24 protein-coding genes and 3 pseudogenes are annotated in these 23,854 nt (G+C 68.7%); 14 read left to right on the top strand and 13 right to left on the bottom strand.

Translation table 11 applies throughout. The features are described from left to right. Positions 1-2 precede the first annotated feature (2 nt). The 8 genes from FHX42_RS17390 to FHX42_RS17425 all read left to right on the top strand — a co-directional run bounded on the left by FHX42_RS17390 (position 3) and on the right by FHX42_RS17425 (position 6,958). A complete protein-coding gene (locus tag FHX42_RS17390) occupies positions 3-557 on the top strand; it encodes an acetyl-CoA carboxylase biotin carboxyl carrier protein (RefSeq protein ID WP_182545477.1) in 555 nt (184 codons plus the stop codon). Further along, on the top strand, positions 554-1,936 hold the full coding sequence (locus FHX42_RS17395) for an acetyl-CoA carboxylase biotin carboxylase subunit (protein WP_182545478.1): 1,383 nt from the start codon (positions 554-556) through the stop codon (positions 1,934-1,936). The genes FHX42_RS17390 and FHX42_RS17395 overlap by 4 nt, the downstream gene beginning before the upstream one ends. Then, the gene (locus FHX42_RS17400; RefSeq protein ID WP_182545479.1) at positions 1,933-2,949 is read left to right on the top strand and encodes an AfsA-related hotdog domain-containing protein; all 1,017 of its coding nucleotides are present in this window, start codon (positions 1,933-1,935) and stop codon (positions 2,947-2,949) included. Before FHX42_RS17395 ends, FHX42_RS17400 begins: the two co-directional genes overlap by 4 nt. Continuing rightward, positions 2,946-3,983, top strand: coding sequence for a beta-ketoacyl-ACP synthase III (locus FHX42_RS17405; protein ID WP_182545480.1), 1,038 nt, complete (start codon positions 2,946-2,948; stop codon positions 3,981-3,983). Before FHX42_RS17400 ends, FHX42_RS17405 begins: the two co-directional genes overlap by 4 nt. Further along, a complete protein-coding gene (locus tag FHX42_RS17410; RefSeq protein WP_182545481.1) occupies positions 3,980-4,219 on the top strand; it encodes an acyl carrier protein in 240 nt (79 codons plus the stop codon). Before FHX42_RS17405 ends, FHX42_RS17410 begins: the two co-directional genes overlap by 4 nt. Continuing rightward, on the top strand, positions 4,216-5,451 hold the full coding sequence (locus FHX42_RS17415) for a beta-ketoacyl-[acyl-carrier-protein] synthase family protein (protein ID WP_182545482.1): 1,236 nt from the start codon (positions 4,216-4,218) through the stop codon (positions 5,449-5,451). Before FHX42_RS17410 ends, FHX42_RS17415 begins: the two co-directional genes overlap by 4 nt. 119 nt (positions 5,452-5,570) lie before the next feature. Then, positions 5,571-6,278, top strand: a complete 708-nt coding sequence (locus tag FHX42_RS17420) for an HAD family hydrolase (protein WP_182545483.1) — start codon at positions 5,571-5,573, stop codon at positions 6,276-6,278. Next, a complete protein-coding gene (locus FHX42_RS17425) occupies positions 6,275-6,958 on the top strand; it encodes an HAD family hydrolase (protein ID WP_182545484.1) in 684 nt (227 codons plus the stop codon). Before FHX42_RS17420 ends, FHX42_RS17425 begins: the two co-directional genes overlap by 4 nt. Before the next feature lie 89 nt (positions 6,959-7,047). Here FHX42_RS17425 and FHX42_RS17430 read toward each other — a convergent pair. The 3 genes and pseudogenes from FHX42_RS17430 to FHX42_RS17435 form a co-directional block, all read right to left on the bottom strand. After that, positions 7,048-7,448: pseudogene (locus FHX42_RS17430) on the bottom strand (VOC family protein). A 45-nt stretch (positions 7,449-7,493) separates the two neighbouring features. Next, entirely contained in the window at positions 7,494-7,859 is a 366-nt protein-coding gene (locus tag FHX42_RS25970) for an EamA family transporter (RefSeq protein WP_328796328.1), read from the bottom strand. Beyond that, positions 7,778-8,374 carry an EamA family transporter gene (locus FHX42_RS17435; RefSeq protein WP_220480510.1) on the bottom strand — a complete coding sequence of 199 codons (597 nt, stop codon included), beginning with the start codon at positions 8,372-8,374 and terminating at the stop codon, positions 7,778-7,780. Before FHX42_RS17435 ends, FHX42_RS25970 begins: the two co-directional genes overlap by 82 nt. 103 nt (positions 8,375-8,477) lie before the next feature. Between FHX42_RS17435 and FHX42_RS17440 the strand changes: the two genes are divergently transcribed. Beyond that, on the top strand, positions 8,478-8,630 hold the full coding sequence (locus tag FHX42_RS17440) for a hypothetical protein (RefSeq protein ID WP_182545485.1): 153 nt from the start codon (positions 8,478-8,480) through the stop codon (positions 8,628-8,630). A gap of 78 nt (positions 8,631-8,708) precedes the next feature. Here FHX42_RS17440 and FHX42_RS27860 read toward each other — a convergent pair. From FHX42_RS27860 to FHX42_RS17465, 5 genes and pseudogenes are all read right to left on the bottom strand, one after another. Beyond that, positions 8,709-9,122, bottom strand: a pseudogene (locus FHX42_RS27860) (FAD/NAD(P)-binding protein); the annotation flags it as partial. 99 nt (positions 9,123-9,221) lie between these two features. After that, positions 9,222-9,911, bottom strand: coding sequence for a response regulator transcription factor (locus FHX42_RS17450; protein ID WP_182545486.1), 690 nt, complete (start codon positions 9,909-9,911; stop codon positions 9,222-9,224). Positions 9,912-10,149: 238 nt separating this feature from the next. Further along, positions 10,150-11,400, bottom strand: a complete 1,251-nt coding sequence (locus tag FHX42_RS17455) for an MFS transporter (protein WP_182545487.1) — start codon at positions 11,398-11,400, stop codon at positions 10,150-10,152. 35 nt (positions 11,401-11,435) lie between these two features. Continuing rightward, positions 11,436-11,837 carry a carboxymuconolactone decarboxylase family protein gene (locus FHX42_RS17460; protein WP_182545488.1) on the bottom strand — a complete coding sequence of 134 codons (402 nt, stop codon included), beginning with the start codon at positions 11,835-11,837 and terminating at the stop codon, positions 11,436-11,438. 6 nt (positions 11,838-11,843) lie between these two features. After that, positions 11,844-12,872 carry an aldo/keto reductase gene (locus FHX42_RS17465; protein ID WP_182545489.1) on the bottom strand — a complete coding sequence of 343 codons (1,029 nt, stop codon included), beginning with the start codon at positions 12,870-12,872 and terminating at the stop codon, positions 11,844-11,846. A gap of 169 nt (positions 12,873-13,041) precedes the next feature. On the opposite strand from FHX42_RS17465, the gene FHX42_RS17470 reads away from it, so the two are divergent. Then, positions 13,042-13,917, top strand: a complete 876-nt coding sequence (locus FHX42_RS17470) for a helix-turn-helix transcriptional regulator (protein ID WP_182545490.1) — start codon at positions 13,042-13,044, stop codon at positions 13,915-13,917. Positions 13,918-14,009: 92 nt separating this feature from the next. Here the strand turns inward: FHX42_RS17470 and FHX42_RS27865 are convergent, their stop codons facing one another. Further along, a complete protein-coding gene (locus FHX42_RS27865) occupies positions 14,010-14,489 on the bottom strand; it encodes a polysaccharide deacetylase family protein (RefSeq protein ID WP_407926269.1) in 480 nt (159 codons plus the stop codon). Between FHX42_RS27865 and FHX42_RS26745 the strand changes: the two genes are divergently transcribed. Both FHX42_RS26745 and FHX42_RS17480 read left to right on the top strand, forming a co-directional pair. Beyond that, on the top strand, positions 14,382-14,804 hold the full coding sequence (locus tag FHX42_RS26745; protein WP_235987449.1) for an SGNH/GDSL hydrolase family protein: 423 nt from the start codon (positions 14,382-14,384) through the stop codon (positions 14,802-14,804). The genes FHX42_RS27865 and FHX42_RS26745 overlap by 108 nt on opposite strands. A gap of 1,087 nt (positions 14,805-15,891) precedes the next feature. Further along, the gene (locus FHX42_RS17480; protein ID WP_182545491.1) at positions 15,892-17,331 is read left to right on the top strand and encodes a DHA2 family efflux MFS transporter permease subunit; all 1,440 of its coding nucleotides are present in this window, start codon (positions 15,892-15,894) and stop codon (positions 17,329-17,331) included. A gap of 95 nt (positions 17,332-17,426) precedes the next feature. Here FHX42_RS17480 and FHX42_RS17485 read toward each other — a convergent pair. The 4 genes and pseudogenes from FHX42_RS17485 to bla all read right to left on the bottom strand — a co-directional run. Further along, positions 17,427-18,733, bottom strand: a pseudogene (locus FHX42_RS17485) (glycoside hydrolase family 3 protein); the annotation flags it as partial. A 297-nt stretch (positions 18,734-19,030) separates the two neighbouring features. After that, on the bottom strand, positions 19,031-19,180 hold the full coding sequence (locus tag FHX42_RS27870) for an ABC transporter transmembrane domain-containing protein (RefSeq protein ID WP_182545492.1): 150 nt from the start codon (positions 19,178-19,180) through the stop codon (positions 19,031-19,033). Between the two features lie 771 nt (positions 19,181-19,951). Continuing rightward, the gene (locus tag FHX42_RS17495) at positions 19,952-20,683 is read right to left on the bottom strand and encodes an SDR family oxidoreductase (RefSeq protein ID WP_328796410.1); all 732 of its coding nucleotides are present in this window, start codon (positions 20,681-20,683) and stop codon (positions 19,952-19,954) included. A gap of 215 nt (positions 20,684-20,898) precedes the next feature. After that, a complete protein-coding gene (bla, locus tag FHX42_RS17500; RefSeq protein WP_407926265.1) occupies positions 20,899-21,870 on the bottom strand; it encodes a class A beta-lactamase in 972 nt (323 codons plus the stop codon). Positions 21,871-21,916: 46 nt separating this feature from the next. Here bla and FHX42_RS17505 point away from each other — a divergent pair, with 46 nt between their 5' ends. Together FHX42_RS17505 and FHX42_RS17510 are read left to right on the top strand one after the other, a co-directional pair. Next, entirely contained in the window at positions 21,917-22,813 is an 897-nt protein-coding gene (locus FHX42_RS17505) for a LysR family transcriptional regulator (RefSeq protein WP_220480550.1), read from the top strand. A 69-nt stretch (positions 22,814-22,882) separates the two neighbouring features. Further along, a complete protein-coding gene (locus tag FHX42_RS17510; RefSeq protein WP_182545495.1) occupies positions 22,883-23,785 on the top strand; it encodes a serine hydrolase in 903 nt (300 codons plus the stop codon). Positions 23,786-23,854 lie beyond the last annotated feature (69 nt).

Genomic DNA, 23,854 nt, shown 5'->3' on the forward strand with positions numbered 1-23,854 from the left:
GCATGACCGACGGCGATTACGCACGTTTGGAAGACGAACTGGAACGTGCGCTGGACCCCGACTCCGAGGAGGCCTGGGACCGGGGGCACGTCTCCGACCCGGGAGGGCTGCTGGCCCAGGCGCGCAGTACCGCCGTGCGACTGGTCTCGGAGTCGGGTGGCTCGTTGCGTTCGATGGTCGTTCGCGCCGGTCCCGTGGCCCTCGAGTTGAACTGGGCCGATTCCGCCCCCGCCGAAGCCTCGGCTCCTGCTGACCCGGTACGGGCGACGGCCGCTCCGGACGTGCCCATCGCGGGCTCGGACCCCGAGCTCACTCACGTGTGCGCGCCGCTGGTCGGTGTCTTCTACCTCGCCCCCGGCCCGGATCAGCCGCCGTTCGTGCGGGTCGGCGACACGGTGGCGTCCGGTCAGCAGGTGGGCATCGTCGAGGCGATGAAACTCATGGTGCCGGTCGAGGCCACCACCTCCGGCATCGTCACCGAGATGCCGGTGGCCGATGCGGAATCCGTCGAGTACGGCCAGGCTCTGCTGGCCGTTCGCCCGGTGGAGCAGTCGTGATCCCGCGCGACAGGCCCTTCGACACGATCCTGGTGGCCAATCGGGGCGAGATCGCCCTGCGGGTACTGCGCAGCTGTCGCGAGCTCGGGGTCCGAGTCGTCGTCGCGCACTCCACCGCCGACGCTGACTCGGCCGCAGTACGGTACGCCGACACCACCGTGTGCATCGGCCCTCCCGCGGCGGGCAAGAGCTACCTCAACCGCGCGGCCGTGCTGGAAGCGGCCAAGCGTACTGGAGCGCAGGCGATCCACCCCGGCTACGGGTTCCTCTCCGAGCACCCCGACTTCGCCGAGGCGTGCGAGGCAGAGGGGGTGGTGTTCGTCGGCCCACCTGCCGAAGTGATGATGCGGCTCGGCGACAAGGTCGCCGCGCGATCCAGCATGGCCGAGGCCGGAGTGCCGATGCTGCCCGGCACGTTGCACCCGGTCACTTCCGAGCAGCAGGCGGCCGAGGCCGCCGCCGAGATCGGCTACCCGGTGATCGTCAAGGCCGCAGCGGGCGGTGGGGGGCGGGGGATGCACGTCGTGCACGACCCTGACGAGTTCTCCGAGGCGTACCGGCGCACCACCGCCACGGCCCGCACGTTGTTCGGCGACGGGCGGGTTTACGTGGAGCGTTATCTGGCCTCGGCGCGTCACGTCGAGGTGCAGCTTCTCTGCGACACCCACGGCAACGCGGTGCATCTCGGCGACCGGGACTGCTCGGTGCAGCGTCGACACCAGAAGCTCGTCGAGGAGGCTCCGGCACCGGGACTTCCCGACGAGGTCCGCGACCGGATGGGCGATGACGTGGTGCGAGCGGCGCTGGTCACTGGCTACGTCGGGGCCGGCACCTTCGAGTTCCTGGTGGACGACGAGTTCAACCACTACTTCATGGAGGTCAACTGCCGTATCCAGGTCGAGCACCCCGTTACCGAGATGGTCACCGGCATCGACCTGGTCGCCGAGCAGCTGCACGTCGCGGCGGGTGCCGCGCTGCCCTTCGGGCAGGACGACGTGCGCATGACCGGCACCGCCGTGGAGTGCCGAGTCAACGCCGAGGACCCCGACAGCGATTTCCGCCCGGCCGCGGGTCTGCTCAGCGAGTTCACCCCGCCCGGTGGCGCGTTCGTGCGGGTCGACACGCACTGCCGCCCGCACTACCGCATCCCCGCCGAGTACGACTCGCTGTTGGCCAAGGTCGCGGCGTGGGCACCTGACCGGGCGGGGGCGCTCGCCCGGATGCACCGGGCGCTCGGTGAGTTCGACATCGCGGGGACCGGCGTGCACACCACCACGCGCTTCCTCCGGAACCTCATCGGCCAGCCGGTGTTCGCTCGGGCCGAGCACGACACCGGTCTCGTCACCGCAATCCTGTCGGAAAGGACCCAACGATCATGATCGTGCTGAGCGAGCACGAAACCGGCACCACGGCGTTCGACGAGCTGCACGAACGGCTGTCGTTCGACCGCACCGTGGACCGCACGCTGTTGCATCGCGCCGCGCTGTCCGAGGTCTTCGTGACCGACTCGTGCCGTACGGGGGATTCCACCTACGCCGTCGCGGCCCAACTGCCCGCCTCCCACGCCTTCTACACCAGTCTGCTCATCTCCCCGCGCACCGTGGACCCGCTGCTGCTGGAGTGCTGTCGCCAAGCCGAGACGCTGTGCACGCATGAGTACTTCGGCGTGGACCGGTGCACCAAGTTCGTGCTGCGGGAATGGTCGCTGGAGGTGGACCCGGACGTGATCAGCGGGCTCGGCACACCGGCGGAGCTGATCGTCGAGGTCGAGCCGCACTCGGCGCGGTACCGGGACGGTCGCCTGCTCGGCACGGACTACGAGATGCGAATGCGGGTCGAGTCGGGAACGGTCGGCCTGGTCCGGATGGCGGTGAACTACCTACCCCCCGAACCCTACGCGGTGATGCGCAGGAGAGGCAGGCCCGGACCACCACCGTCGTCCGACGAGTTCGCCGCCGGCACCGCTGCCCAGCTCGTCCCCCCGTACTGGGTCGGCCGCACCAACCCCGCCGACGTGCTGCTCTGCGAGCCGGTCGTGACGGTCGATTCGGTCACCGCCGGTGTGCGGGTGCCGGTGGACAACGCGAGCATGTTCGACCACGCTCAGGACCACCTGCCGGGGATGATCCTGATGGAGGCCGCCAGGCAGGTCGTGGCCTTCACCATGCACGAGCACCACGGCATCTCGCCGGCGCGTGGTGTGGTGGCCGGGATGGACGCGCGGTTCTTCCGCTATGCCGAGCTGGACGCGCCCCTGTCGGTTGTCGCCAAGACGGGTGACCGCGGCGGCTGTGCCGTTTCCTTCCTGCAGAACGGTGACGAGGTAGCCGCTGTCGACACCACTCCGACCGTGTTGCCACAGCGTTCCTTTCGAACGGGGCAGGTGTGGTGACCCCGGCGGCCGTGGTGTGCGGCATCGGTGGTCACGTGCCCGAGCGGGTCGTGACCAACGACGAGCTCAGCTCGATGCTCGACACCTCCGACGAGTGGATCCGGACCCGCACCGGCATCCGCACCCGGCACGTCGTAGAACCGGGCGGGTCGACCGGTGACCTGGCGGTGCGGGCTTCGGAGGCGGCGTTGCGCTCCTGCGGCAGGCGGGCCGTCGACGCGGTGGTGCTGGCCACCAGCACCCCGGACCGGCCGTGTCCGGCCACAGCCCCGGAGGTGGCCAGCAGGCTGGGGTTGAACGCGGCGGTCGCCTTCGACGTGGCCGCGGTGTGCGCAGGGTTCGTCTACGCGCTGGCCACCACATCCTCGATGATCACCAGCGGCATCGTGGACAGCGCACTGGTCGTCGGTGCGGACACCTTCTCGACGATCCTCGCACCGACAGACCGCACCACGCGGGCGATCTTCGGTGATGGGGCGGGCGCGTTGGTGCTGCGCAAGGGCCAACGGGAGGAGCGCGGGGTTCTCGGGGAGTTCGACCTCGGCAGTGACGGAACCGGGGTGGACCTGATCACCGTGCCCGCCGGGGGTTCCCGGCAGCGCTCCACCGGGTCGGCTCCCGATGAGACCGAGACCTACTTCACGATGCAGGGCAAGCCCGTCTTCGTCGAGGCGGTCAAGCGGATGTCGGGGTCGGTCACGGCTGTGGCGGCCCGGCAGGGCTGGGGCGTCGCGGACGTCGACCAGTTCGCGGTGCACCAGGCCAACGCCCGCATCCTCGCGGCGATGGCCGAGAACCTGGGCGTTCCCGTCGAGCGGTTCGCACGCAACATCGAGCGCGTCGGCAACACCGTCGCCGCCTCGATCCCACTGGCGCTGCGTGACGCCGTGGACGGCGGATCGCTGTCGGCCGGGGACCGGGTGGTGCTCAGCGGATTCGGCGGTGGACTCGCCTGGGGTTCGGTCGGCCTGGTCTGGCCCGACCTGACACCGGCGGAATCGGAAGAGAATCGAGCGGAAGGAATCCCACGATGAGTACCTTGCACGACCGAGTGATGACCGTGATGTCGGACAAGTTCAGCATTCCACAGGACAAGATCGAACCGGACCTCACCATGGAGGACTTGTCGTTCGACTCGCTGATCCTCATCGAATTCGGGCTCGTGCTGAGCAAGGAGTTCGACGTCGACATCGCCGACGACGAGATCAGCACCGAGTTCACGGTCTCCGACGTGGTCGATCTGGTGACGCGCAAGGGAGCGCGGCCTTGAACGGGCACGGCCGCTCGGAACGGGTCGTCGTCACCGGTCTCGGCCTCACCACCCCAGCTGGTCTGGGAGTCAGTCGGAACTGGGAGCGCATCACCGCCGGAGACTCGTGCGCCGCTGCCGACCCCGATCTCGAGGGCATTCGCTCGCAACTGAGCTGTCGGATCGACGGCTTCGACGCCACCGAACTGCTCGGCGGGTTCGCTGCTTGGCGGCTGGACCGGTTCGTCCAGATCGCGATCGTCTCCACCAGGGAGGCTCTGGCCGACGCAGGTTGGGACCCGGAGAGCTGGGACGGCTCCAGGGTTGGCGTCGTGCTCGGTAACTCGCTCGGCGGGGCGGCCACGATGGCCCGCCAGACCGACGCGTTCGCGGCGGAGGGGCCATCCGGGGTGTCGCCGATGACGATCCCCATGCACATGGTCAACATGCTCGCCGGATACGTGGCGATCGACTGCCATGCCGGAGGCCCGAATCTGGTCACCGCCACCGCGTGCGCTTCGGGCACGACCGCCGTGGGCACGGCCAGGGACCTGTTGCGTTCCGGCGCGTGCGACGTCGTCGTCGCGGGCGCCTCGGAGGCGGCGCTGACCCGGTTCATGGTCTCCGGGCTGAGCAGGATGGGCGCGCTGTCCCAGGGCAACGACGAACCCGAGCGGGCATCCCGACCGTTTGACTCCGCCAGGGACGGTTTCGTGCCCGCCGAGGGCGCGGGAGTGCTGGTCCTGGAACGGGAGCGGGACGCACGCGCGCGGGGAGCGCACTCGCGCGCGGTGGTGGCTGGTTACGGCGCATCCTGCGACGCTCGCCACATCACCGCCCCCGATCCGCAGGCACGGGGCATTCGCCAGGCGGTCCGCGCTGCTCTGGCCGACGCGGGAACCGCGGCTTCGGAGATCGAGCACGTCAACGCCCACGGAACCTCGACGCCGTTGAACGACGTCACCGAGGGCAAGGCCCTGATGTCGTTGTTTCCGCACGGACCATTGGTGAACTCCACGAAGGGTGTCATCGGTCATCCGCTCGCCGCAGCAGGGGCGATCGAGGCCGCCTATGCGGTACTGGCGATCGAACACGACTCCGTACCGCCCACCGCCAACACCACCGACGTGGATCCTGAACTCGACATCAACCTCGTGACGCGGCGTGCCGCCGAAGGGCCGGTGAGTACCGCGGTCAGTACCTCCCTGGGCTTCGGCGGGCACAACGCGGCGCTCGTGCTCACCACACCTTGATCATGATCCGGTGGCAGCGTCAACGATGCCGTCGTCACCGGTTCCCGCCCGGCCGAGCGGTAGCGGACCTCGGCCTGGCGGGGTTGGTTCCACCTCCCCACACAGATTGTGAGACGGCCTTGTCCAGTCGCCAGTTCAACCAGCTCGAACTCGTCTGCGTCAACATCGACGGCGTCCTGCTGCCGGACACTTTCAGCCCTGTCATGCACCGCTTCCTGACCAAGCACGGTGCCGCCTACACCGGTGAGCTCGAGCGTCTGATCTTCTCCCAGCCGCGCATCGTCGGCGGCGCCAACATGGCTTCGGCCGCCCGTCTGCCCTGGAGCCCGGACCGCACGATCGCTGCCTACTTCGAGGAGCGCGACGCCTACCTGGCCGAGCATCCGCTCGCCCTCGCCGACGGTGCGGGCGAGTTACTGGAGCGGCTGGTCGAAACCGGCGCGGAGGTCATCTGCTACGGCGGTCTCGGCAGGGAGCCCTTCGACGAGTTCCTCGCGCCCCACAAGCACCTCTTCTCCGAACCCGGCTACATCACCACCAACGACATCCGCCCCGGGATCAAGGAAATCACCACGGAGCACTTTGGTCGCCGTTACGACCAGGTGCTGTTCATCGACGACGTGAACCGCTTCGCCGAGTTCGCCAAGGATCTCGATGTTGCTTTCGTCGGCGTTCCCAGCGACTTCGAGCACAGCTTTCAGCGCACTCAGATGACGGAGACAGGTGTCAAACACATCGTCCGCTCGCTGCACGAGATCGACCACGAGTTGCTCACTCTCGTGGACAAGGAAGCCGCTTCGGGTACGAGCTGGTCGGTGGAGTCGTGACCGGCCCGGTGCGAGGTGTGCTGCTCGATTTCGACGGGGTCATCAGCGGCAACGCCACCGGACTGCTGTTCGGTGCCACGCACGCGTTCATCGACAGGCGCGCACCGATGCCCGAGGAGTGCCTGCTGCCGCTTTTCAAACAGATCACCGCGTTTCCCATGCGTGAGGCACTCACCATGATGTTGTCCGGTATCGGAATGGGGGACGAGTTCCCAGCGTTGGCTGCCGAACTCGGCGGGCTCCGGGAGTTCGGTGGTCGGTCCCCGGAGCTGTCCGAGGGTTTCACGGAGTTCCTCGGTGGTTGCGCGGAACGGGAGATCCCAGTGCTGGTGTGCTCCACGATGGACCGCGATACCGTTCGGCGCGCACTGCTGGACCCGTACTTCACCGCCGACGACTTCTTACCGCTGCGGAGCCGATCGAAAGCCGCACCCGCCACCTACGTCGACGCGCTCGCCGAGGTGGGGGTCGATGAGGTGGAGGGCTGGACGTTGGTGGACGATTCACCGTTCGCCCTGCGCGCGGCCAAGCTCGCCGGCCTGCGCACGGTAATGGTGACCAACGAGGTGTTCACCGAGGAAGACGCCCGCCCACATCGGAGGTTCGTCGACGAGTGCGCAGGTTCACTGCCCGAGGTGGCAGCGTTGCTGGGCATCGCGGATGGTGGGCCCCACGAGTAACTCGGTCCTCATCACCGGGGCCGTCGGGCTCGCGGCGGGGTGCCCGGACTCTCGTGGCGAGTCCGGGCACCCCTCGCCGAACCGGCTGTTCAGCCTGGGAAGGCCTTGAACTCCAGCGCATTTCCCGCGGGGCGCGGAAGAACATCGTCCAGAACTCGTTGGGCTGGCCGGCGAAGCGCAGGTACGGTTCCACCACGAACGAGACGTCGGCGCTCCGCACCCGCTCGGCGAGGTGGTGGAACTCCTCGACGTCGAGCACCAGTCCGAAGTGCGGTACCGGTACGTCGCGGCCGTCGACGATGTCGCGGTGGTCGGTGCCGAGGCCGGATGCCAGGTGGGCCACGAAGTTGTGTCCGTCCGCGTCCCAGTCGACGGAGACGTCGGTGGTCCGTCCGGCTTCGAAGCCGAGCACTCCCGCGTAGAACGACCGGGCTGCTTCGAGATCGTCGACCGGGACCGCGAGATGGAACCGGTGGGGATTGGCGGGCATAGCTCCTCCTCGGATCGGCGCTCTTCCTCGGGGACGGTTTCCCGGTCAGGGTCGCGGTTCGGTCGGGGTGGGGCTGCTCCTGCGGCGCAGTGTCGTGACGGCGACACCGATGGTGGTCAACGCGCTCGCCCCGATCTCCAGCAGGTTCATGCGCTCGTGCAGGACGACGGCGGCCGACGAGATCCCGAAGACGGGTACCAGCAGCGAGTACGGTGCGACGACGGCGGCGTCGTACTGACGCAGCAGGTATCCCCATGCGTCGAATCCGAACAACGTGGAGATCCAGGCGGCGTAGAGGCTGGTGCTTTGGCCGGTCACGCCGATGCTCGTCAGCGCGGCCAGATCCCGGTCCACTCCTTCGGTGAGCGCGGAGGGGACGAGCAGCGGGATCGGGGGACGGCGCTGACCCACACCATGAAGCGGAACAGGTCCGGCGGTTGGACCTTGCGCGAGGCGATGTTGGGCAGTCCCCAGAACGCGGCGGTCAGGATGACGGGTCCGAACGCCAGGAACGGGCTGGAGGTGCCGTAGTCGATCGCGATCGCGGCGACGCCGATCGCGGCGATCAGCAGGCCGATGACCTTGGTGGGGCCGGGGCGCTCCCGCAGCAGCACCGCGGCGAAGACCACTGTGAACAGCGCCTGGCTCTGCACGACCAGCGAGGTCAGCCCGGCCGGCATCCCCGCGTACGTGCCCGGGAACATCAAGCCGAACATGCAGCGACCCAGCAGCACACCCACGGCGAAGACCCAGTGCCACCGCGTCAGGGGACCACCGATGAAGCAGATCGCGGGTATCGCGCAGAGCACGAAGCGGAACGCCGAGAAGGGGGGAGGGAACTCGGTGAGTCCCACGTCGATGACCACGAAGTCGATTCCCCACAGCGCCGCGACGGCGATGGCGAGCATGATGTGGAATGGTTTCATGTGGCGGCTCCACGGTGTCCCGTCCGATCGTTGTGGGCGGCGCGCTCCCCCAGCTGTGAGCGACCGCTTCGGAGCCGGTGTTGACCGCGAACAGGAGACTCCGGTGACCGGGTGGGTGTTCCGCAGTCGTCCGGACTCGACGGCCTCGAGCAACGTGCGTGCGCTGTACGTTGTGCCCGGTGAACTCGCTCAGCGGACGATCTCGCTGTACGGTGCGCACCCCCAGGAAGAACACAGCGCCACGAAGTCGGCGTGATCGGCCCTCGGTGGTCCATGTGGAGCAGGCCGAGAACGACGTCCACCGCGCTGAGTCCGGTTCCGAGCACCACAGCACCACGCCGTCGAACCGGTCGACCTCGTTCGGGGAGCGCGTCAGCACGTCGTGGACGGAGACGGCCAGGTCGACGATCGGTTCGCGCCGCACTCGAACTTGCCAGCCACGCTCCCGCGCCGGGGTCAGACAGTTGTGGAAGTGGTCGACCGGGTACTCGCCGAAGATGTTTTCGGGGGACGAAGGACTCCACCGGAGTGGTGGCGTAGGGGCCCGGTGACCCTCACCGTGGCCCCGGAGCCAGCGTAGAAAATGGTCGCGCTCACCGGAACGGACGGACATGTATCCGGTCTGGTGGTTGACCAGTACGCAGTCGAGATCCGGTCGATAAGCTCGGCCGGTGGCCAGAGCGGACGGCTCGTAGATCACGACCTCGGGCGGTGGGACCGCGTCGCCGAGGTTCCGCAGCAGGCTGACAGCGGCGGCGCCCCACCGATCATCGCAATGCGCACTCGAGCCTCCTCGCCGAGGTTCGAAGGTGTCGCGTGATTGTGATCGTGGCCATGGACGATCCCCTCAGAACTGTTCCGTGTCCTTCAGCACGCACAACTGCTCACGCAACGCCTTGGCCACCGCCGTGGTCCTGTTCGGAGCGTTGAGCTTGGCCAGTACGTTGGCCACGAGTCGCTTGGCCCCGTGCTCCGATATGGACAACCTGTTGGCGATCTGCTTGTTGCTCATACCGTCCACGAGGAGGTGCAGCGCGGCGTTCTCCCGCTGTGTGAGGTGTACCGGAGCGGACTGCTTCTGGTTCGGGCTCCGTGTCCGCACGTCCGTCAGCAGAGCCCGGGTCAGATTGGCCGGTATCGGGATTTCCCCGCACCTGATTCGGGTGATCGCACTGTGCAGCGTCTCGACCGTGAAACCCTGCAGGGAAAGAAATCCGTCATTGTAGCTCTCGAATGCGTGGGCGATGTGTTCCACGTTCGGGGTGTCGACCAGGGACAGCACCTTGGGCGGTTTGCTCCGGTACGGGGGTGCCGGGTTTCCCGTCGTGGACATCACCTCGTCCAGTGATACGATGATCAGCCCGGTGGGCTGCTCGGAGTTGTCGCGCATCGCTGCATCGGCCGTGTCGTAGCAGCGTACGCGTTTGACGTAGGAGAGTTGTTTGGCGATCTGCTCCACACCGTAGCGTTTGATCTCATTCCCGATCCCCACAGTGATCTCTAAAGTGTCGCCGGTGATGCTGCGATCTTCGTGCATTGTGTTGGCTTACCCCATGTCTGCCCGACGATACATGAAAATTTCCCCTCGTCGGCAACTTACCGCTCCGCATCGCTATCTTGATCCGCCGTTTGATGTAAGTGTTCAGGTGTGGTGCGTCACAGCTTCGATTCCTCTTGGCGTGCAAGAATCTTGTCGGGCCGAGCCGCGTTGTCGCGAATCCCCGCGAGGAGGATTGAAATGAGGATCTTCGCTCCCGGGGAAAGCAGCTGCCGGATTAGCCGGAATAGGACGGTTTTGCCTGTTCGCTCCTGGACGGACGAGAGATCAACAATACCAGCAGCGACAGGATGACCAGCCCCGCACCGATGCCGGTCGTGCCGCGGGGACCGGCGAACTCGACGACGACACCGCCGATGAGCGAGCCGATCGCGATCGCCCCGTTGAAAGCGGCCACCGACAGCGACGAGGCGGCGTCGGTCTCGTCCGGTGCGAGCCGCAGGACCCAGGTCTGGATCCCCACAGGCATCATCGCGTACGAAGCCCCCCACAGTACGAGCAGCACTGTGACCACGACCTGTGAGTCGCCGATCACGTACATCAGCGCCAGCGACGCCGACAGCACGATCAGTGCACCGGTGAGGGTGCCGCGCAGGGAGCGGGAGAGGAAGTAACCGGCGGCGAAGTTACCGACGACCCCGGCGACGCCGAACACCAACAGCAGCGCACTGATGACGCTGCTGTCCACGTGGGCGGTGCGCTCCAAGTACGGGGTGACGTAGGTGAACGCCAGGTAGTGGCCGATCATCGCCAGGCAGGAGACCGTCACCGCGATCGTGAGCTGACCGCGCCGGAACAGGCCGAGCAGTGCTCGCACCGTTGCGGACCCGGCAGCAGGCATCGCGGGCAGCAGTGCCGCCAGCGCCAGCAGGGTTACCAGGCCCAACCCGCCGACGGCGAGGAAGGCGACCTGCCAGCCGAACAGTTGGCCCAACAGCGTTCCGCCCGGCATACCGAGGATCGAGGCGATCGACACGCCGCTGAACACGATCGTGGTGGCTCGCACGCCGTGATGAGCATGCACCAGCCGGATGGCGATCGGCGCGGCTATCGACCAGAACACGCCGTGCACGACGGCGACCATCAGCCGGGCAAGCAGCAGCACCACGTAACTCGGCGAGGCTGCTGCCAGCACGTTTCCCAGAACGAACAGGGCCAACAACCCGATCATCAACCAGCGCCGGTCCAAGCGTCCGGTGAGGGTCGTGAAGGGGGCAGCGGTGAGTGTGGCGAAAGCCGCGTACCCGGTGACCAGGAATCCGGCCACACCGACCGACACCCCGACCCCGTTACCGATGAGCGGCAACAGCCCGACCGGTAGCGTTTCCGTGGTGACGAGGGAGAAGGTGCCCAGTCCGATCGCGATCACGGCCAGCCACGCCCTCATCGGCGTGGTCGCGACTCCGGGCAGATTCGCCTCGTTGTCGACCGCCGGTCCCGGCGACGTCGATGATTTCGAGAGCTCCACAGTGTCTCCTTTGCTGTGCGGCGGCAGTGCTCGGTTCAGCCCGAGTGAGAGCCGGATTCGTGCTCGGTCAGTACGTCGTGAGCCACGAACAGGGCGTTGAGCGCGCGGGGCATACCCGCGAACGGGATGAGCTGGACGAAGGTCTCCACGACCTCCTCCGCGGTTACTCCGACGTTGAGCGCCGCCGAGACGTGGACGCGCAGTTGCGGCTCGCATCCGCCGAGGCTGGCCAGTGAGGCGATGCTGGCCAGTTCACGGTCTCGCAGGGACAGGTCGTCGCCCTGGTAGAGCTCGCCGAACACGGCGCTGACGACGTGTTCCGCGGCCTTCGGCGAGACCGCCCTGATCGAATCCAGCATCTCGGCGCTGGTCGTGCCGCCGACGGTGGTCAGGGTGTCGATACCGAGCTGGTAGTGGTCGTTCGTGGTGGAGGTCATGGTTGCTCAGCTCCCGGTCTCGGACTTCTCGCGTCCGGCGGAGGTGAAGTTCATGTCGGCGTAGCGCGGCCCGGCGACCTGAGCCGCGATCGACTCCAACGAGTCGAGCTCGGTGGTGGAGAGCTCCAGTCGCGGCGCCGCGAGGTTCTCGTCCAGTCGGCTCCTGCGACGGGTCCCGGGAATCGGCACGACGGCCAGCTCGTGCACACGGCTGCGGGCGTGCACCCAGGCCAGCGCGACCTGAGCGGCGCTCACACCGTGCCGCGCTGCGACAGTGTTCAGCGGTTCGAGCAGCGCGGCGTTGTGCCGGGCGTTGTCACCGACGAACTGTGGGTGCCCACGACGACCGTCGTCCTCGGTCAGCTGCTCGGCCGAGGCGAACGCCCCGGCCAGGAAACCCCGGCCGAGCGGGGAGTACGGCACGAACCCGACGCCGAGCTCGACCGCGGCGGGCACGATGGTGCGCTCGACGTCGCGGTTGAACACCGACCACTCGCTCTGGACCGCCGAGATCGGGTGCACCGCGTCGGCGGCCCTGAGCTCGTCGCCGGTCACCTCGGACAGTCCCAGGTAGCGGACCTTGCCCTCCGAAACCAGTTCCGCCATCGCACCGACGGTCTCCTCGATCGACACGCTCGGATCGCGTCGGTGCATGTAGTACAGGTCGATGGTGTCGACGTCGAGCCGGCGCAGGCTGGCCTCGGCAGCCCGGCGGACGTACTCGCGGTCACCGCGCATCGAGCGTGCCGACGGGTTCTCCGGTGCGCGCACGATGCCGAACTTGGTGGCGATCACCACCTCGTCCCGGTGTGCGCGGAAGAACGGCGCGAGGAACTCCTCGTTCGCGCCGTGTCCGTACATGTCGGCGGTGTCGAACATGGTCACGCCGTTGTCGAGCGCGTGTTCCAGGGTGTTGCGGGCCTCGGCCTGATCGGTGGGCCCGTAGAACTCGCTCATTCCCATGCAGCCGAGCCCCTGCGGTCCCGCGGTCAGCCCGCTGCTGCCGAGCTCGATCTCCCGGTGCCTGCTGATCATGTGTTCCCCTTCGCGAGATTGGATGACAGCGATGAGCTGTTGGCAACGAGTCTGGCCACGGGGTTCGGCGGCGGGGAGGCCGTACTTCCCCCCGGTGTGCCATGCCTGGGTGCCGTACACCCAGGCACGACGCTTGGCAGCTGCGCAGCGGGCTTGAGATGCTTTCCGCATGAGTGGCAGGACCGAGCTGGGGGATTACCTGCGGGCGTGCCGGGCCGAGCGCAAGCCGGCCGACGTCGGGCTGCCGCACGGCGGCGGCGTGCGGCGCACGCCCGGTTTGCGGCGGGAGGAACTCGCCTCCGTCGCCGGGATCAGCATGGACTACTACACCCGGCTCGAACAGGGGCGCGAACGCAGCCCGAGCAACGGGGTGCTGGACTCGCTGGCGCGGACGCTGCGGCTGGACGGTGCCGAGCGCGACCACCTGTTCAACCTCGCGCGGCACGCGCGGGGTCCCGAGATCTCACGCGCCTCCGAGGAGAATCCCGTTCGGTCGACGGTGCGCCAGCTGCTGGACTCGGTCGGGAACTCACCGGCCTACGTCCTCAGCCACAGCAATGACCTGCTGGCCGCCAACCCGTCGGGGTGGCTGTTGCTCAAGGGCATCGACCAGTGGCCCCCCGAGCGGCGCAATTCGATTCGCTACCTGTTCCTGCACCCCGTGGCGCGCACGCTGTTCGTGCGGTGGCACGACGTGGCCGTCAACTCCGTGGCCCAGTTGCGCGCGGTGTTCGGGGACAACCCGCGATCCTCGCAGCTGACCGCGCTGGTGGACGAGCTCTCGTCGAAGAGCGAGGACTTCGACGACATCTGGCGCCGGAACGAGGTCAGGCCGCGTTCGAGTGGGGGGAAGTGCTTCGACCACCCGGACGTCGGGCGCATGGACCTGAACTACGAGGTGCTGACCGTTTCCGGTGGTGTCGATCAGCGGCTGGTGGTCTACCAGGCCACTCCAGGAACACCCGACTACGACGCGATGGCGCTGTTGAACCTGGTCGCCGGGGACTCCGAGGATCAGCGCGCGGGCAGCAGGCCGTCGTACTGAACCGACCCTGCCGGCTTGTTCACCCGTGTCGGGCGGGAGTGAGAAGGACCAGCCCTCGGCCTGCAGCTGCGGGATGACGCGGGAGACCGCGTTCACCGTCTGCGTGCGGTCGCCGCCACAGTCGTGCGGAGTACGACGTCCCCCCGGCGAAATGCCGTCGCGCAGCCGCTGTACCAGCACGTCCGTACCGGGGTTGTTCCAGTCGGCGACCGAGAGGCGCCAGCCGAGCGGCTGCATGTCGAGTGCTGCCGCCACCTCCGGCGTCCGTCCCCAGCTCCGTTGGGGCTCGGAAGTACGGGATGCGCGCCCCGGCGCTGCCGCGTGGATCGCCGCGTTGGTCTCTCGGAGGTTCGCTCTGATCTCGCTCGGCGACCAGGTGCGCATGTTCCCGTGGCGCGTCGTGTGGTCGCACAGCGCGGGTCCCTCCGCCACGACCCACCGACGAGCTCCGGGTGCTCTTTCACGTGCTCTCCCCACAGGCGGAAGACGGCCTTGACCTGGTGGGGACGGAGCACGTCGAGCAGGTGCGGGGTGTTGCGCGGGTCGGGTCCGTCGTCGAAGGCAAGGGCCACCGTGCGACCGCTTCGGCCGGTGGAGTCGACACCAACGGCAACGACCGCTGGCCGGATCGGCTGGTGGCCCGCGTGCAGGGTCACCCGGCCACCTCCGATCTCGCGGTGCTCAACCAGGCCGCGGGTGGCAACCGCGTTCTCCACGACGGTCTGGGCTCCAACGCGCTGGCCAGGCTGGACCGTGCCGTGTTCGCCCAGAGCGGGTGTCGTGGCTCGTCGTGTTCGAAGGCGTCAACGACATCGGCACCGCCGAAGCCACCGAGGTGGCGCAGAAGCAGGGGGCCGAAGACCTCGTCTTCGCCTACGAACAGATGATCAGCAGGGCCCATGACCAGGGAATCCGCGTCTACGGAGGGACCCCGCCCCTTCGGCGGCCACGCCTCCTACGACGAGCCCGGCGGCCACCGCGAGGCGGCCCGCCGGCGCGTCAACGAGTGGGTCCGTACCAGTCACCGCTTCGCCGCGGTCCTCGACCTCGACGAGGTCGTCCGGGACCCGCGAAACCCGAGCGCCCTGCTGCCCGCCTACGACGACGGCGATCACCTGCACCTCGACCCGGCCCGGATACCAGGCCCTGGCCGACGCCGTCCCGAAGGGCCTTTTCGCCCAGCACCCGACCCCGCCCCGGTTCGGCCTCGACTGAGCGCTGTCGACGTCCTTCCCGCACCGACCGAGCGGGAAAGACCGGCGCCGCACTCCCTCGCGGCACCGAGCGGTGTTCGAGCCGGTGTGGGACAACACTCCCGGCCGCGGTGCGCGACCTTCGGTACAGTGGCAGTGAGCGCCATTAAGTCGCTCGAAGACGAGCGGGCTCACCCGCCGGTGTGTTTTGCTGGGCATGCTGCCGTTCATGCGGCTGTGCATGCTGTTGCGTGTGCTGCGGCATGAGCGGTGTGCGGTGTGCCGCTGCGGGGGTCGCGGAAGTGTCGAGGGGAGACCGAGCGATGAGCGAGGTGGCGGCGACGCGGTGCTCGACCAGTCGTCCGTGGGGAGCGTCCGCGCGAGACGAGGACGGCGGCCGATGAGGGAGCGACGCCGACCCCCGCGGGAGCTCGGTGTTCGGGTCCGGGAGGTCCTGCTCGAAGCGGCCCGGCGAATCCGGCGGACCGCGCCGTTGCCGTCGGCCCCCCTGCCCGGCGAAGCCGTCCGGTCACCGCGTCACGGTGACGGCAGGCCCCCTGACGGAGTGGCAGTGTAGACACCGGCAGTGCTCGTTGCGGCCGCACGGGCCGCGTCGGGGCCGCTCCGTCGGCGCCGACCCCGGTCGGTCTTCGCGACCACACCCGCCGGTGTGGGCGGATGACCGATCTCGAAGTACCGATTTTCCTTCGTCCGTGACCACCGGCGCCGCATCGGGCCGCGCCGGCGGTCGATTTCGACCCGCTGCTGCGAGGTACGCTTCATGACCGATACCGCGAGAACCACGACCGCGGACCCCGAGGCCCCACCACCGAGAGCCGCCGTGCTGATCGGTGTGCTGGTCGTCTCGGCCTTCGTGATGATCCTCAACGAGACGATCCTGAGCGTCGCACTCCGTGACCTTACCGTCGAGCTCAACGTCTCGACCACGACCGTGCAGTGGCTGACCAGCGGATTCCTGCTGACGATGGCCGTGGTCATCCCGATCACCGGCTTCCTGCTCGAACGGTTCACCCCACGCCGGATCTTTCTGGTCTCGTTGACGCTGTTCAGCGGGGGGACGCTGCTCTGCGGGCTCGCTCCGAGCTTCGCGGTGCTGCTGGTCGGCCGTGTCGTGCAGGCCTGCGGCACCGCGGTGATGCTGCCGCTGCTGATGACCTCGGTGATGCGCCTCGTCTCCCCCGAGAAGCGCGGCGCGACGATGGGCACGATCACCATCGTGATCGCCGTCGCTCCCGCCGTGGGACCGACGATCGGCGGCGCTGTGCTGGGGTTCCTGGGGTGGCGCTGGATGTTCTGGATCGTGCTGCCGCTCGCGCTGATCGCCCTGCTCATCGGGGCGGGCTGGATGAGGCTGGACAGCGCGACGCGGGCGGTGCCGCTGGACCTGATCTCGGTGCTGCTGTCCGCGATCGGTTTCGGTGGTGTCCTCTACGGTCTGTCCACTCTCGGGGAGTCCGGCGGTGGAGAGCACCTGGTGGCGCCGTGGATCCCGATCGTGGTCGGGCTCGTCGCCCTCGGACTGTTCATCCGACGCCAGGTTCGCCTGCAGCGCCACGACCGCGCCCTGCTCGACCTGCGCCCCTTCACCAACCGCACCTTCGTCGTCGCCCTGATCCTGACCGTCCTGCTGTTCATGTGTCTGCTGGGGGCCGCGTCGATCCTGCTGCCGCTCTACCTGCAGACCGTCCTGAACACCAGCACGTTCGTCAGCGGACTGGCCGTGCTGCCCGGTGGGCTGGTGCTCGGGCTGCTCGGACGGCCCGTCGGGGCGCTGTTCGACCGCTTCGGTGCCCGTCCGCTGGTGATCCCCGGGGCACTGGCGATGGGGGTGTCGCTGTTGCTGTTCGCGACCCTCGGGCAGAATTCGTCGCTGGTCGCGGTCATCGCCATCCACGTCCTGCTCATGGCCGGGCTCGGGCTGATGATGACCCCGTTGATGACCGAGTCCCTCGGCGCGCTGCCCGATCACCTCTACTCCCACGGCAGTGCGATCCTGTCCACTCTCCAGCAGGTCGCCGGCGCGTTCGGCACCGCCGTGTTCATCACCGTCGCTTCGCTGGGCAGCACCGACCCCGCGGGCACTCCCGATGCCACGGGTCTGCGCACCGCCTTCATCGTCGCCGGGGGGATCGGCGTACTCGCGTTCGTCGTTTCGCTGTTCGTCCGTTCGAAGTCCGCCCGGCCGGCTTCACAGCGGTGAGGATCACCGCGTTCGGGGGTCGTTGACCCCGGCGGGACCTTCCGGTGCGGCTTCGGTTGGCGAAGCCGCACCGGGGCGCCCTGAGATTCCGAGCAGCGTGAATAGCTGAGGCCGTATCCCCGCGGATACAGCGGCTTCCGGCCGTCACCGCCGTTGATCGGTTGCTGTTCGAAGGAGCGCATCCAGGTCACCGGCAGCTTGCCGGTGGGGTCGTGCTCGCCGAACAGCACGTCGGTCACACCGCCGCCCTGCGTACCCGGTATCCAGGAGGCCAGCAGCGCGTTCCAGTCGTCCACCCGGTCGGCGACGTCCATGGGGCGTCCGGAGACGAGGACGACGATCACCGGCACGCCGGCGGAGCGCAGTCGCTCGATCGTGTCCAGATCCCGCTGGCTGATCTCGAGGTCCCCGGGGCGGTCACCCCGGTACTCGGCGTAGGGCTTCTCGCCGACGACGGCGACCGCCGCGTCGTAACTGCCGTCGATGCCGTTCCCGCGGCGGTCGTAGGTCACCGGCGACTCGGAAGCCCGCCGGATCCCCTCGAGGATCGTCGTCCCCTCGGTGATGGCGCCGCCGGACCCCTGCCACGAGATCGTCCACCCACCGCTCTGGTTGCCGATGTCGTCGGCGTTGGACCCGGCCACGAAGAGCTTCTCGCCGTCGTCGGGGGACAGCGGCAGTACGCCGTCGTTCTCGAGCAGCACCTGCGACTGGCGCACCGCCTGCCGGGCGAGCTCGCGGTGCTCGGGACTGCCCACGGTGAACAGCAGGTCCCGCTGGGCGAAGGGACGCTCGAACAGGCCGAGCTCGAACTTCTTGGTCGGGATCCGCCGGGTGGCGTCGTCGATGCGCCGCATCGGCACGCGGCCGGCCTCGACCTCCGCGCGCAGGGAGCGCAGGAACTTCTCGTGGCCCCGCGAGAGCATGATCATGTCGATCCCGGCGTTGACCGAGGCGCGCACCTCGGCGGAGGTGAAGGTCTCGTCGTCACCGTCGATCTGGTGGATCGCGTCGTAGTCGGAGATCACGATGCCGTCGAAGCCCAGCTCGCCCTTGAGCACGTCGTTGATCAGGTACTCCTGGGCGTGCATCTTCACGCCGTTCCAGCTGCTGTAGGAGACCGTGACCGAGCCGAGGTCGCGCTCGACGGCGGCCTTGAACGGCGGCAGGTGGATCTCGCGCAGTCGCTGTTCGCTGATCCGGGTGTTGCCCTGGTCGTCGCCGCCGGTCGTGCCGCCGTCACCGATGTGGCGGCGCCGATCTCGCGCACCAGCTCGGGGTCGCTGGTGGCGCCCAGCCCGATGTTGTGCGGGAAGATCGTGGCACCGCGCACGTTGTTGTGCCCGTGCACCGCCTCCACCCCGTACAGGATCGGGATGCCCAGCGGTGTGTACAGCGCGGACAGCCGGGCCTCGGTCAGCTTGGCCCGAAACCACCTCGACGCCGCGACGTGCAACCTCTCGTCCTGGTGGGGATGCCGGTTGTGGGACTGCACCAGCTCGATGCTCGACAGGCCCTCCTCCACCACGGTGCTGATCGCTCCGCTGCTCTCGTTCCGTTCGGGACGCCTTCCTGATGCGGTCCGAGAACCGGCGGGCGATCAACCAGAACGCGGGCGCCAGCGCGAACGACAGCAGAGCCAGCTCCCAGCGCAGGTACGGCGCTGCTCCCGCGTAGAGCACGACGCTGAACAGCGCCGTCACCGTGTCCAGCATCCCTGGCGAGACCAGGCGTTCGACCGCCTCGACGTCTCGGAGAGGCGGGACACGAGGTCACCGGTCCTGCGCCGGGCGAAGAAGGCGGGGGACAGCCGTTGCAGGTGGTGGAAGACGTGCGCCCGCAGCCGCACAGGAATCTCTCCGCGACCTGGGAGGACAGGTAAGCGCCGAGGAACGACGCGGCACCGCCCACCACGGCGATCGCGAACCAGGCCGCCGCGGGCGCCCAGAACGCGTCGAGATCACCGGTCTCCAACGCCCCGTCGGTGAGCAGCTTGAACATCCAGATCGTGGCGGTGTCGGCGAGCGCGGAGAGCACGAGCATCACGGCCGCCGACACCAGGCGCGTGCGGTCCCGGCGCAGGAACGGTTCGAAGCGTCGGAGGATCTCCCCGACGCCCGGTGCTGTCGGATCCGGCACCGCTATGACGAGTTCTCCTTCGGGTGCGACGGCCGGTGGGGCCGACGGCTGCTCACCGCTTACTCACTTCCGCGGTACGGGTCCGTGGGGACGCTTGCCCGGACGTCCGGGGCAGTCGGGGCGCGGAGCCGGGTGCTTACCGGGAATGGGAAGCGGGAATGGCATTCCTTCCTCCATCGCGTGAATCCTTTTGTGCCGTCGGAGCCGTTCTCGGCCGCGACACCGATCAATCTATCGGTCCGGCGGAACGGATCACCACGCAAATCCGCTGGGAAAACCCTGAACATCGGTACAGCGGAGACCGGTGAGTGGGCAGTGTGAGTCCGTTGCCAGCTTTTTTGTGCACTCCTTTTACGACGTTTCCGGGGAGTGTCCGGATTCGTCGGAAATTCCGGAATTTCGCCGCGCGCGGTCAGTTCTCACCGACGCGAACCGGTGGTTCTCGCTGCGGCGAGTGCCGAGTGCTTGGCGAGGGGAGCGGTCAGCTCGGCTTCGCGAGACGTCCGGACCGCAGTGCCGCGACGACGCCGCCGCCGTCGACGAGGAGGTCGGTGCCGGTGACGAACGTCGAGTCCGGGCCCAGCAGGAAGGCCGTGGCGGAGGCGATGTCCTCGGGCGTGCCCACGCGACCCGTGCCGGAGACATCGATCATGGCACGCATCGCCGTGCCGGACTCCGCCGCCAGCTCCTGCTGTCCCATCGGGGTCGAGACGACGCCGGGGCCGACGGAGTTGACCCGCCCACCGCGTTCGCCCCAGGTTCCACTGGCGGTCTGAACTCGCAGGTGGTTGCCGCGCTTGGCGATCGCGTGCGCGGAACCCGGGTCGGTGAACGGCAGCCGCAGCAACTCGTCGGTGGGGGTGTGGGCCAGGGCCGCCTCCGGCTCCGCGGGGAGCGGACTCATGTGGCCGGCCATGCTGGAAACGACCACACCGGTCGCCCGGCCAGCGATCACGCGCCCGAACTCCTCCAGGACCAGGGTGACCCCGAGCAGGTCCACCTTCAGAATCGCCTCGGCCGACGCCTGCGTCGGGGACAGTCCCGCGGTGTGCGCGACCCGGGTGACCCCGCCCAGCGCCGCCGCTGTCTCGGCCAGCGCGGCCACCGACGCGCGCGAGGAAACGTCGACCCGCTGAGCGCTCACGGTGTGGCCGTCGCCCGTCAGCGATTCGGTCGCCGCGCGCAGCGTCGTCTCGTCGAAGTCGGCGAGCAGCGCGCTCCTGCCGGTGCCTGGCGACGTGCGATCGCCCGCCCCCTCCCCGCCCCGATGACGACCAGCACGTCCCGGTTCACGGTCGACCTCCTCTGCTGGCTTCGCGGCTGAGCGTCATCCGGCCCGGCGCGCATCCACTTCGTCGTCGACGCGAGCAGGCGCCGCTCGCCGACATATCCGTCCGCCGTCGACGTGTCCGACCGGGACAGGTCTGGTCACCGCAGGGCGTCGATGGCGACGCGGGTCGCTTCGGCGATGAGCGCGTCGTCGTGGTCGGCGTCCTTGGTCTGCCGTTCCGACAGGACCGCGAGCATGATGGGAGCGCGGTGCGGTGGCCGGATGACGGCGATGTCGTTGCGGGTTCCGTAGTCGGCGGCACCGGATTTGTCGCCGACCTGCCAGCCCTCGGGCACGCCGGCTCGGACGAGGTCGTCGGTGACGGCGTTGGTGCGCAACATCTCGTTGAGGAACGCGCGCTTCTCCTCGGTCAGGACGTCGCCCACGGTGAATTTCCGCAGGCTTTCGGCCAGGGCGCGCGGAGTGCTGGTGTCGCGGATGTCGCCGGGACCGGTCCGGTTGAGCGCGGGCTCGATCCGGTCGACGTGGGTGGTCGTGTCGCCGATGCCGCGCAGCGCGGCGCTGAGCCCCCCGGGGCCACCGATCTCTCGGAAGAGGAGGTTCGCGGCGGTGTTGTCGCTGTAGCGGATGGCGGCGTCGATCACCGCGCGCAGCGTCATCCCGGTGTCGACGTGCTTTTTCGTGATCGGCGCGTAGCTGAGCAGGTCGCCGCGGTCGTAGGTGATGCGCCGGTTCAGCTCGTCGATCGTGTTCTGCTGCAGGACCGCGGCGGCGGTGAGTGCCTTGTGGGTGGAGGCGTAGGCGAAGCGCTCGTCGGCATGGTGGGTGATCTCCCGCCCCGTCGCCGTGTCCACCGCGTACACCCCGATGTGGGCGTCGAACCGGTGCTCGAGCTTCCTGAGCTCCTGGTGGAACGCCGTCGCTTGGGCTGCGGGGGCTTGGGCAGCCGGGGTTGGGGAAGCAGGGGGTGGCGCCGTTTCGGCGCTGGCGCAGCCGACGAGGCTGAACGAGGCCAGGAGGGCGACGGCGGCCCGGTGAAGGTGTTGCATGGGTACGAAAGCTCCCTTTCGTCGTCGATGGACGCGCACAGTCTTCCGAGTCGTGCTCATGCCGTCCAAGACAGAAATGAGCGGTTCCATGCCGAACACGCATAGAATGGTCGCCGTGGATCTCGTCAGCAGCTGCCGGGCGTTCGTGTGCGTGAGTGAGGTCGGCAGCTTCACGCAGGGTGCCGCGGCGGCGGATGTCCCCCAGCCGGTGGCCAGCCGCCGCATCGCCGCGCTGGAGCGCCACCTCGGTGATCGGCTGTTCGACCGCTCGACCCGGCGGGCGAATCCCACCCCGTTCGGCCGGGACATGCTGCCGTGGGCGCGACGGCTGGTGCAGCTCGCCGACGCGATGGAGCAGGACGCGCAGCGCGCCAGGCTCCGCCCGCTGCCGATGGCCGTGCCGACGACCTGCACCACCCGCGATCTCGCCGAACTCGACGCCGAGGCACGCGCGCACGAACTGTTCCTCGAGTTCCGGCCGGCGAGTCCGAGCGAGCGGAGCGAACTCGTGCGCGTTCGCGAGGTCCGGGCCGCCCTCACAGCGGTGCCCGCCGACGAGGGGTGCTGGACCGTGCCGCTGGGCCTGGCCAGCGCCGTCGAGCTCCGCCCGGGAGCCATCCACCTGGACACCCTGCGTATCGGCCGTTCGGGTCGGTCCCCGCGCCGCCGGATCTGGATCCAGCCGGAGGATGACGTACCGCACGTTCGCGACCACCTCGTGCGGCTCCGCGACGCGGTGGGACTGCGCCCCACCCAGGTCACCGTGGTCGATGCGCTGAGTTCGGCCGTCGCCGAGGTTCTCGGGTCGGCGGACCTCCTGCTGTGCTCGGCCGCGCAGGCACGGGAGTTCGGACTACAGTGGCGGCCGATGGCCGAGCTTCGGCTCGCACGCGGCTTCGACGTCACGGCGGACCCCGGCGACGACGCCGAACGCCTGCGCACTCAGCTGTGGGAGGGCATCGCACGCTGCGTCGGAAGTTCCGGCACCGCCGAGTCGGCGTGAGCACACGATCGCGTGGCGCGGCCCCGTCGTCGACCGGGTGCGGACGCCGCGCAGGACACTGGAGCACAAGTGAGGGCTGAAAAGCTGGTCAGCGGGCTCGTCGCCGAACTCGACGACGGAGGGTTGCGCGGTTCGTTCCTGGTGCGCGACCTGCGATCCGGCCGCGAACTCGGTATCGAGCCGGACGTGCGGTTCCCGATCGCTTCGCTGATCAAGGTCCCGCTGGCCGCCGTCACCGTCGACCGGATCCACCGCGGTGAACTCGACGGCTCCCAGCTCCGCTGGGTGCGACCCGGTCGCATCACCACACCGGGTCCGACCGGACTGAGCAGGTTTCGCCACCCCGCCCGGGTGGCGATCGACGATCTGCTGTACCTGTCCATGTCGATCAGCGACAACGTGGCGGCCGACGCGCTGTTCGAGCTGACCTCCCCCGAGGAGGTCATGCGGATGCTGCGGGAGTGGCAACTGCGCGGGATCACCGCTCGGCATCGTCTCGGCGGTCTCACCGACACCCCCGCGGAGCGCTTGGACGCCTCCGAGATGCCCCTTGCCCACTCCCTGGCCATCGATGCCGGCACCGACGGGCGCGGGCACAGGATCCCTCAGCTCGACGTCACTCGCGCGAATTCCGGCTCGGCACGCGCCTTCGTCGACCTTCTGCAGGCACTGTGGACTCCCTCGAAGATCGACGGGGACGTCGCCGAGCGGGTGCGCGGACTCATGGGACACAACCTGCTGCGGCAGCGGTTGGCGCCCGACTTCGGTTCCGATGCCTCGACGTGGTCGTCCAAGACCGGGACCCTGCTGAACCTCCGGCACGAGGTCGGTGTCGTCGAACACGCGGACGGCCAGGCGTTCGCCATCGCCGCGCTCACGGAGTCCCGAGTACCGGCCACGACCCAACCGGAAGCCGACGTGCTCATGGCGCGGGTGGCCCGCGTGCTGCGGGACCACTTGCGGGACGCCTGAGCCGGGCCCCGGGGTACGAAAAAATCGGTGGCCCCCCACCCCCGAAGGTGAGGGGCCACCGATCGTCGA

The sequence above is a fragment of the Halosaccharopolyspora lacisalsi genome (assembly GCF_014137975.1).
In the GTDB taxonomy this organism is placed as follows: Bacteria; Actinomycetota; Actinomycetes; order Mycobacteriales; family Pseudonocardiaceae; genus Halosaccharopolyspora; species Halosaccharopolyspora lacisalsi.

Bases quoted from the DNA above. Each gene is read 5' to 3' on its own strand.
- FHX42_RS17505 (WP_220480550.1), top strand. From the start codon at position 21,917: ATGGTCGCCGTGGATCTCGTCAGCAGCTGCCGGGCGTTCGTGTGCGTG.
- FHX42_RS17460 (WP_182545488.1), bottom strand. From the start codon at position 11,837: ATGACCTCCACCACGAACGACCACTACCAGCTCGGTATCGACACCCTG.
- FHX42_RS17390 (WP_182545477.1), top strand. From the start codon at position 3: ATGACCGACGGCGATTACGCACGTTTGGAAGACGAACTGGAACGTGCG.
- FHX42_RS17410 (WP_182545481.1), top strand. From the start codon at position 3,980: ATGAGTACCTTGCACGACCGAGTGATGACCGTGATGTCGGACAAGTTC.
- FHX42_RS17435 (WP_220480510.1), bottom strand. From the start codon at position 8,374: ATGAAACCATTCCACATCATGCTCGCCATCGCCGTCGCGGCGCTGTGG.
- FHX42_RS17400 (WP_182545479.1), top strand. From the start codon at position 1,933: ATGATCGTGCTGAGCGAGCACGAAACCGGCACCACGGCGTTCGACGAG.
- FHX42_RS17450 (WP_182545486.1), bottom strand. From the start codon at position 9,911: ATGCACGAAGATCGCAGCATCACCGGCGACACTTTAGAGATCACTGTG.
- FHX42_RS17465 (WP_182545489.1), bottom strand. From the start codon at position 12,872: ATGATCAGCAGGCACCGGGAGATCGAGCTCGGCAGCAGCGGGCTGACC.
- FHX42_RS17470 (WP_182545490.1), top strand. From the start codon at position 13,042: ATGAGTGGCAGGACCGAGCTGGGGGATTACCTGCGGGCGTGCCGGGCC.
- bla (WP_407926265.1), bottom strand. From the start codon at position 21,870: ATGAGCACGACTCGGAAGACTGTGCGCGTCCATCGACGACGAAAGGGA.
- FHX42_RS17480 (WP_182545491.1), top strand. From the start codon at position 15,892: ATGACCGATACCGCGAGAACCACGACCGCGGACCCCGAGGCCCCACCA.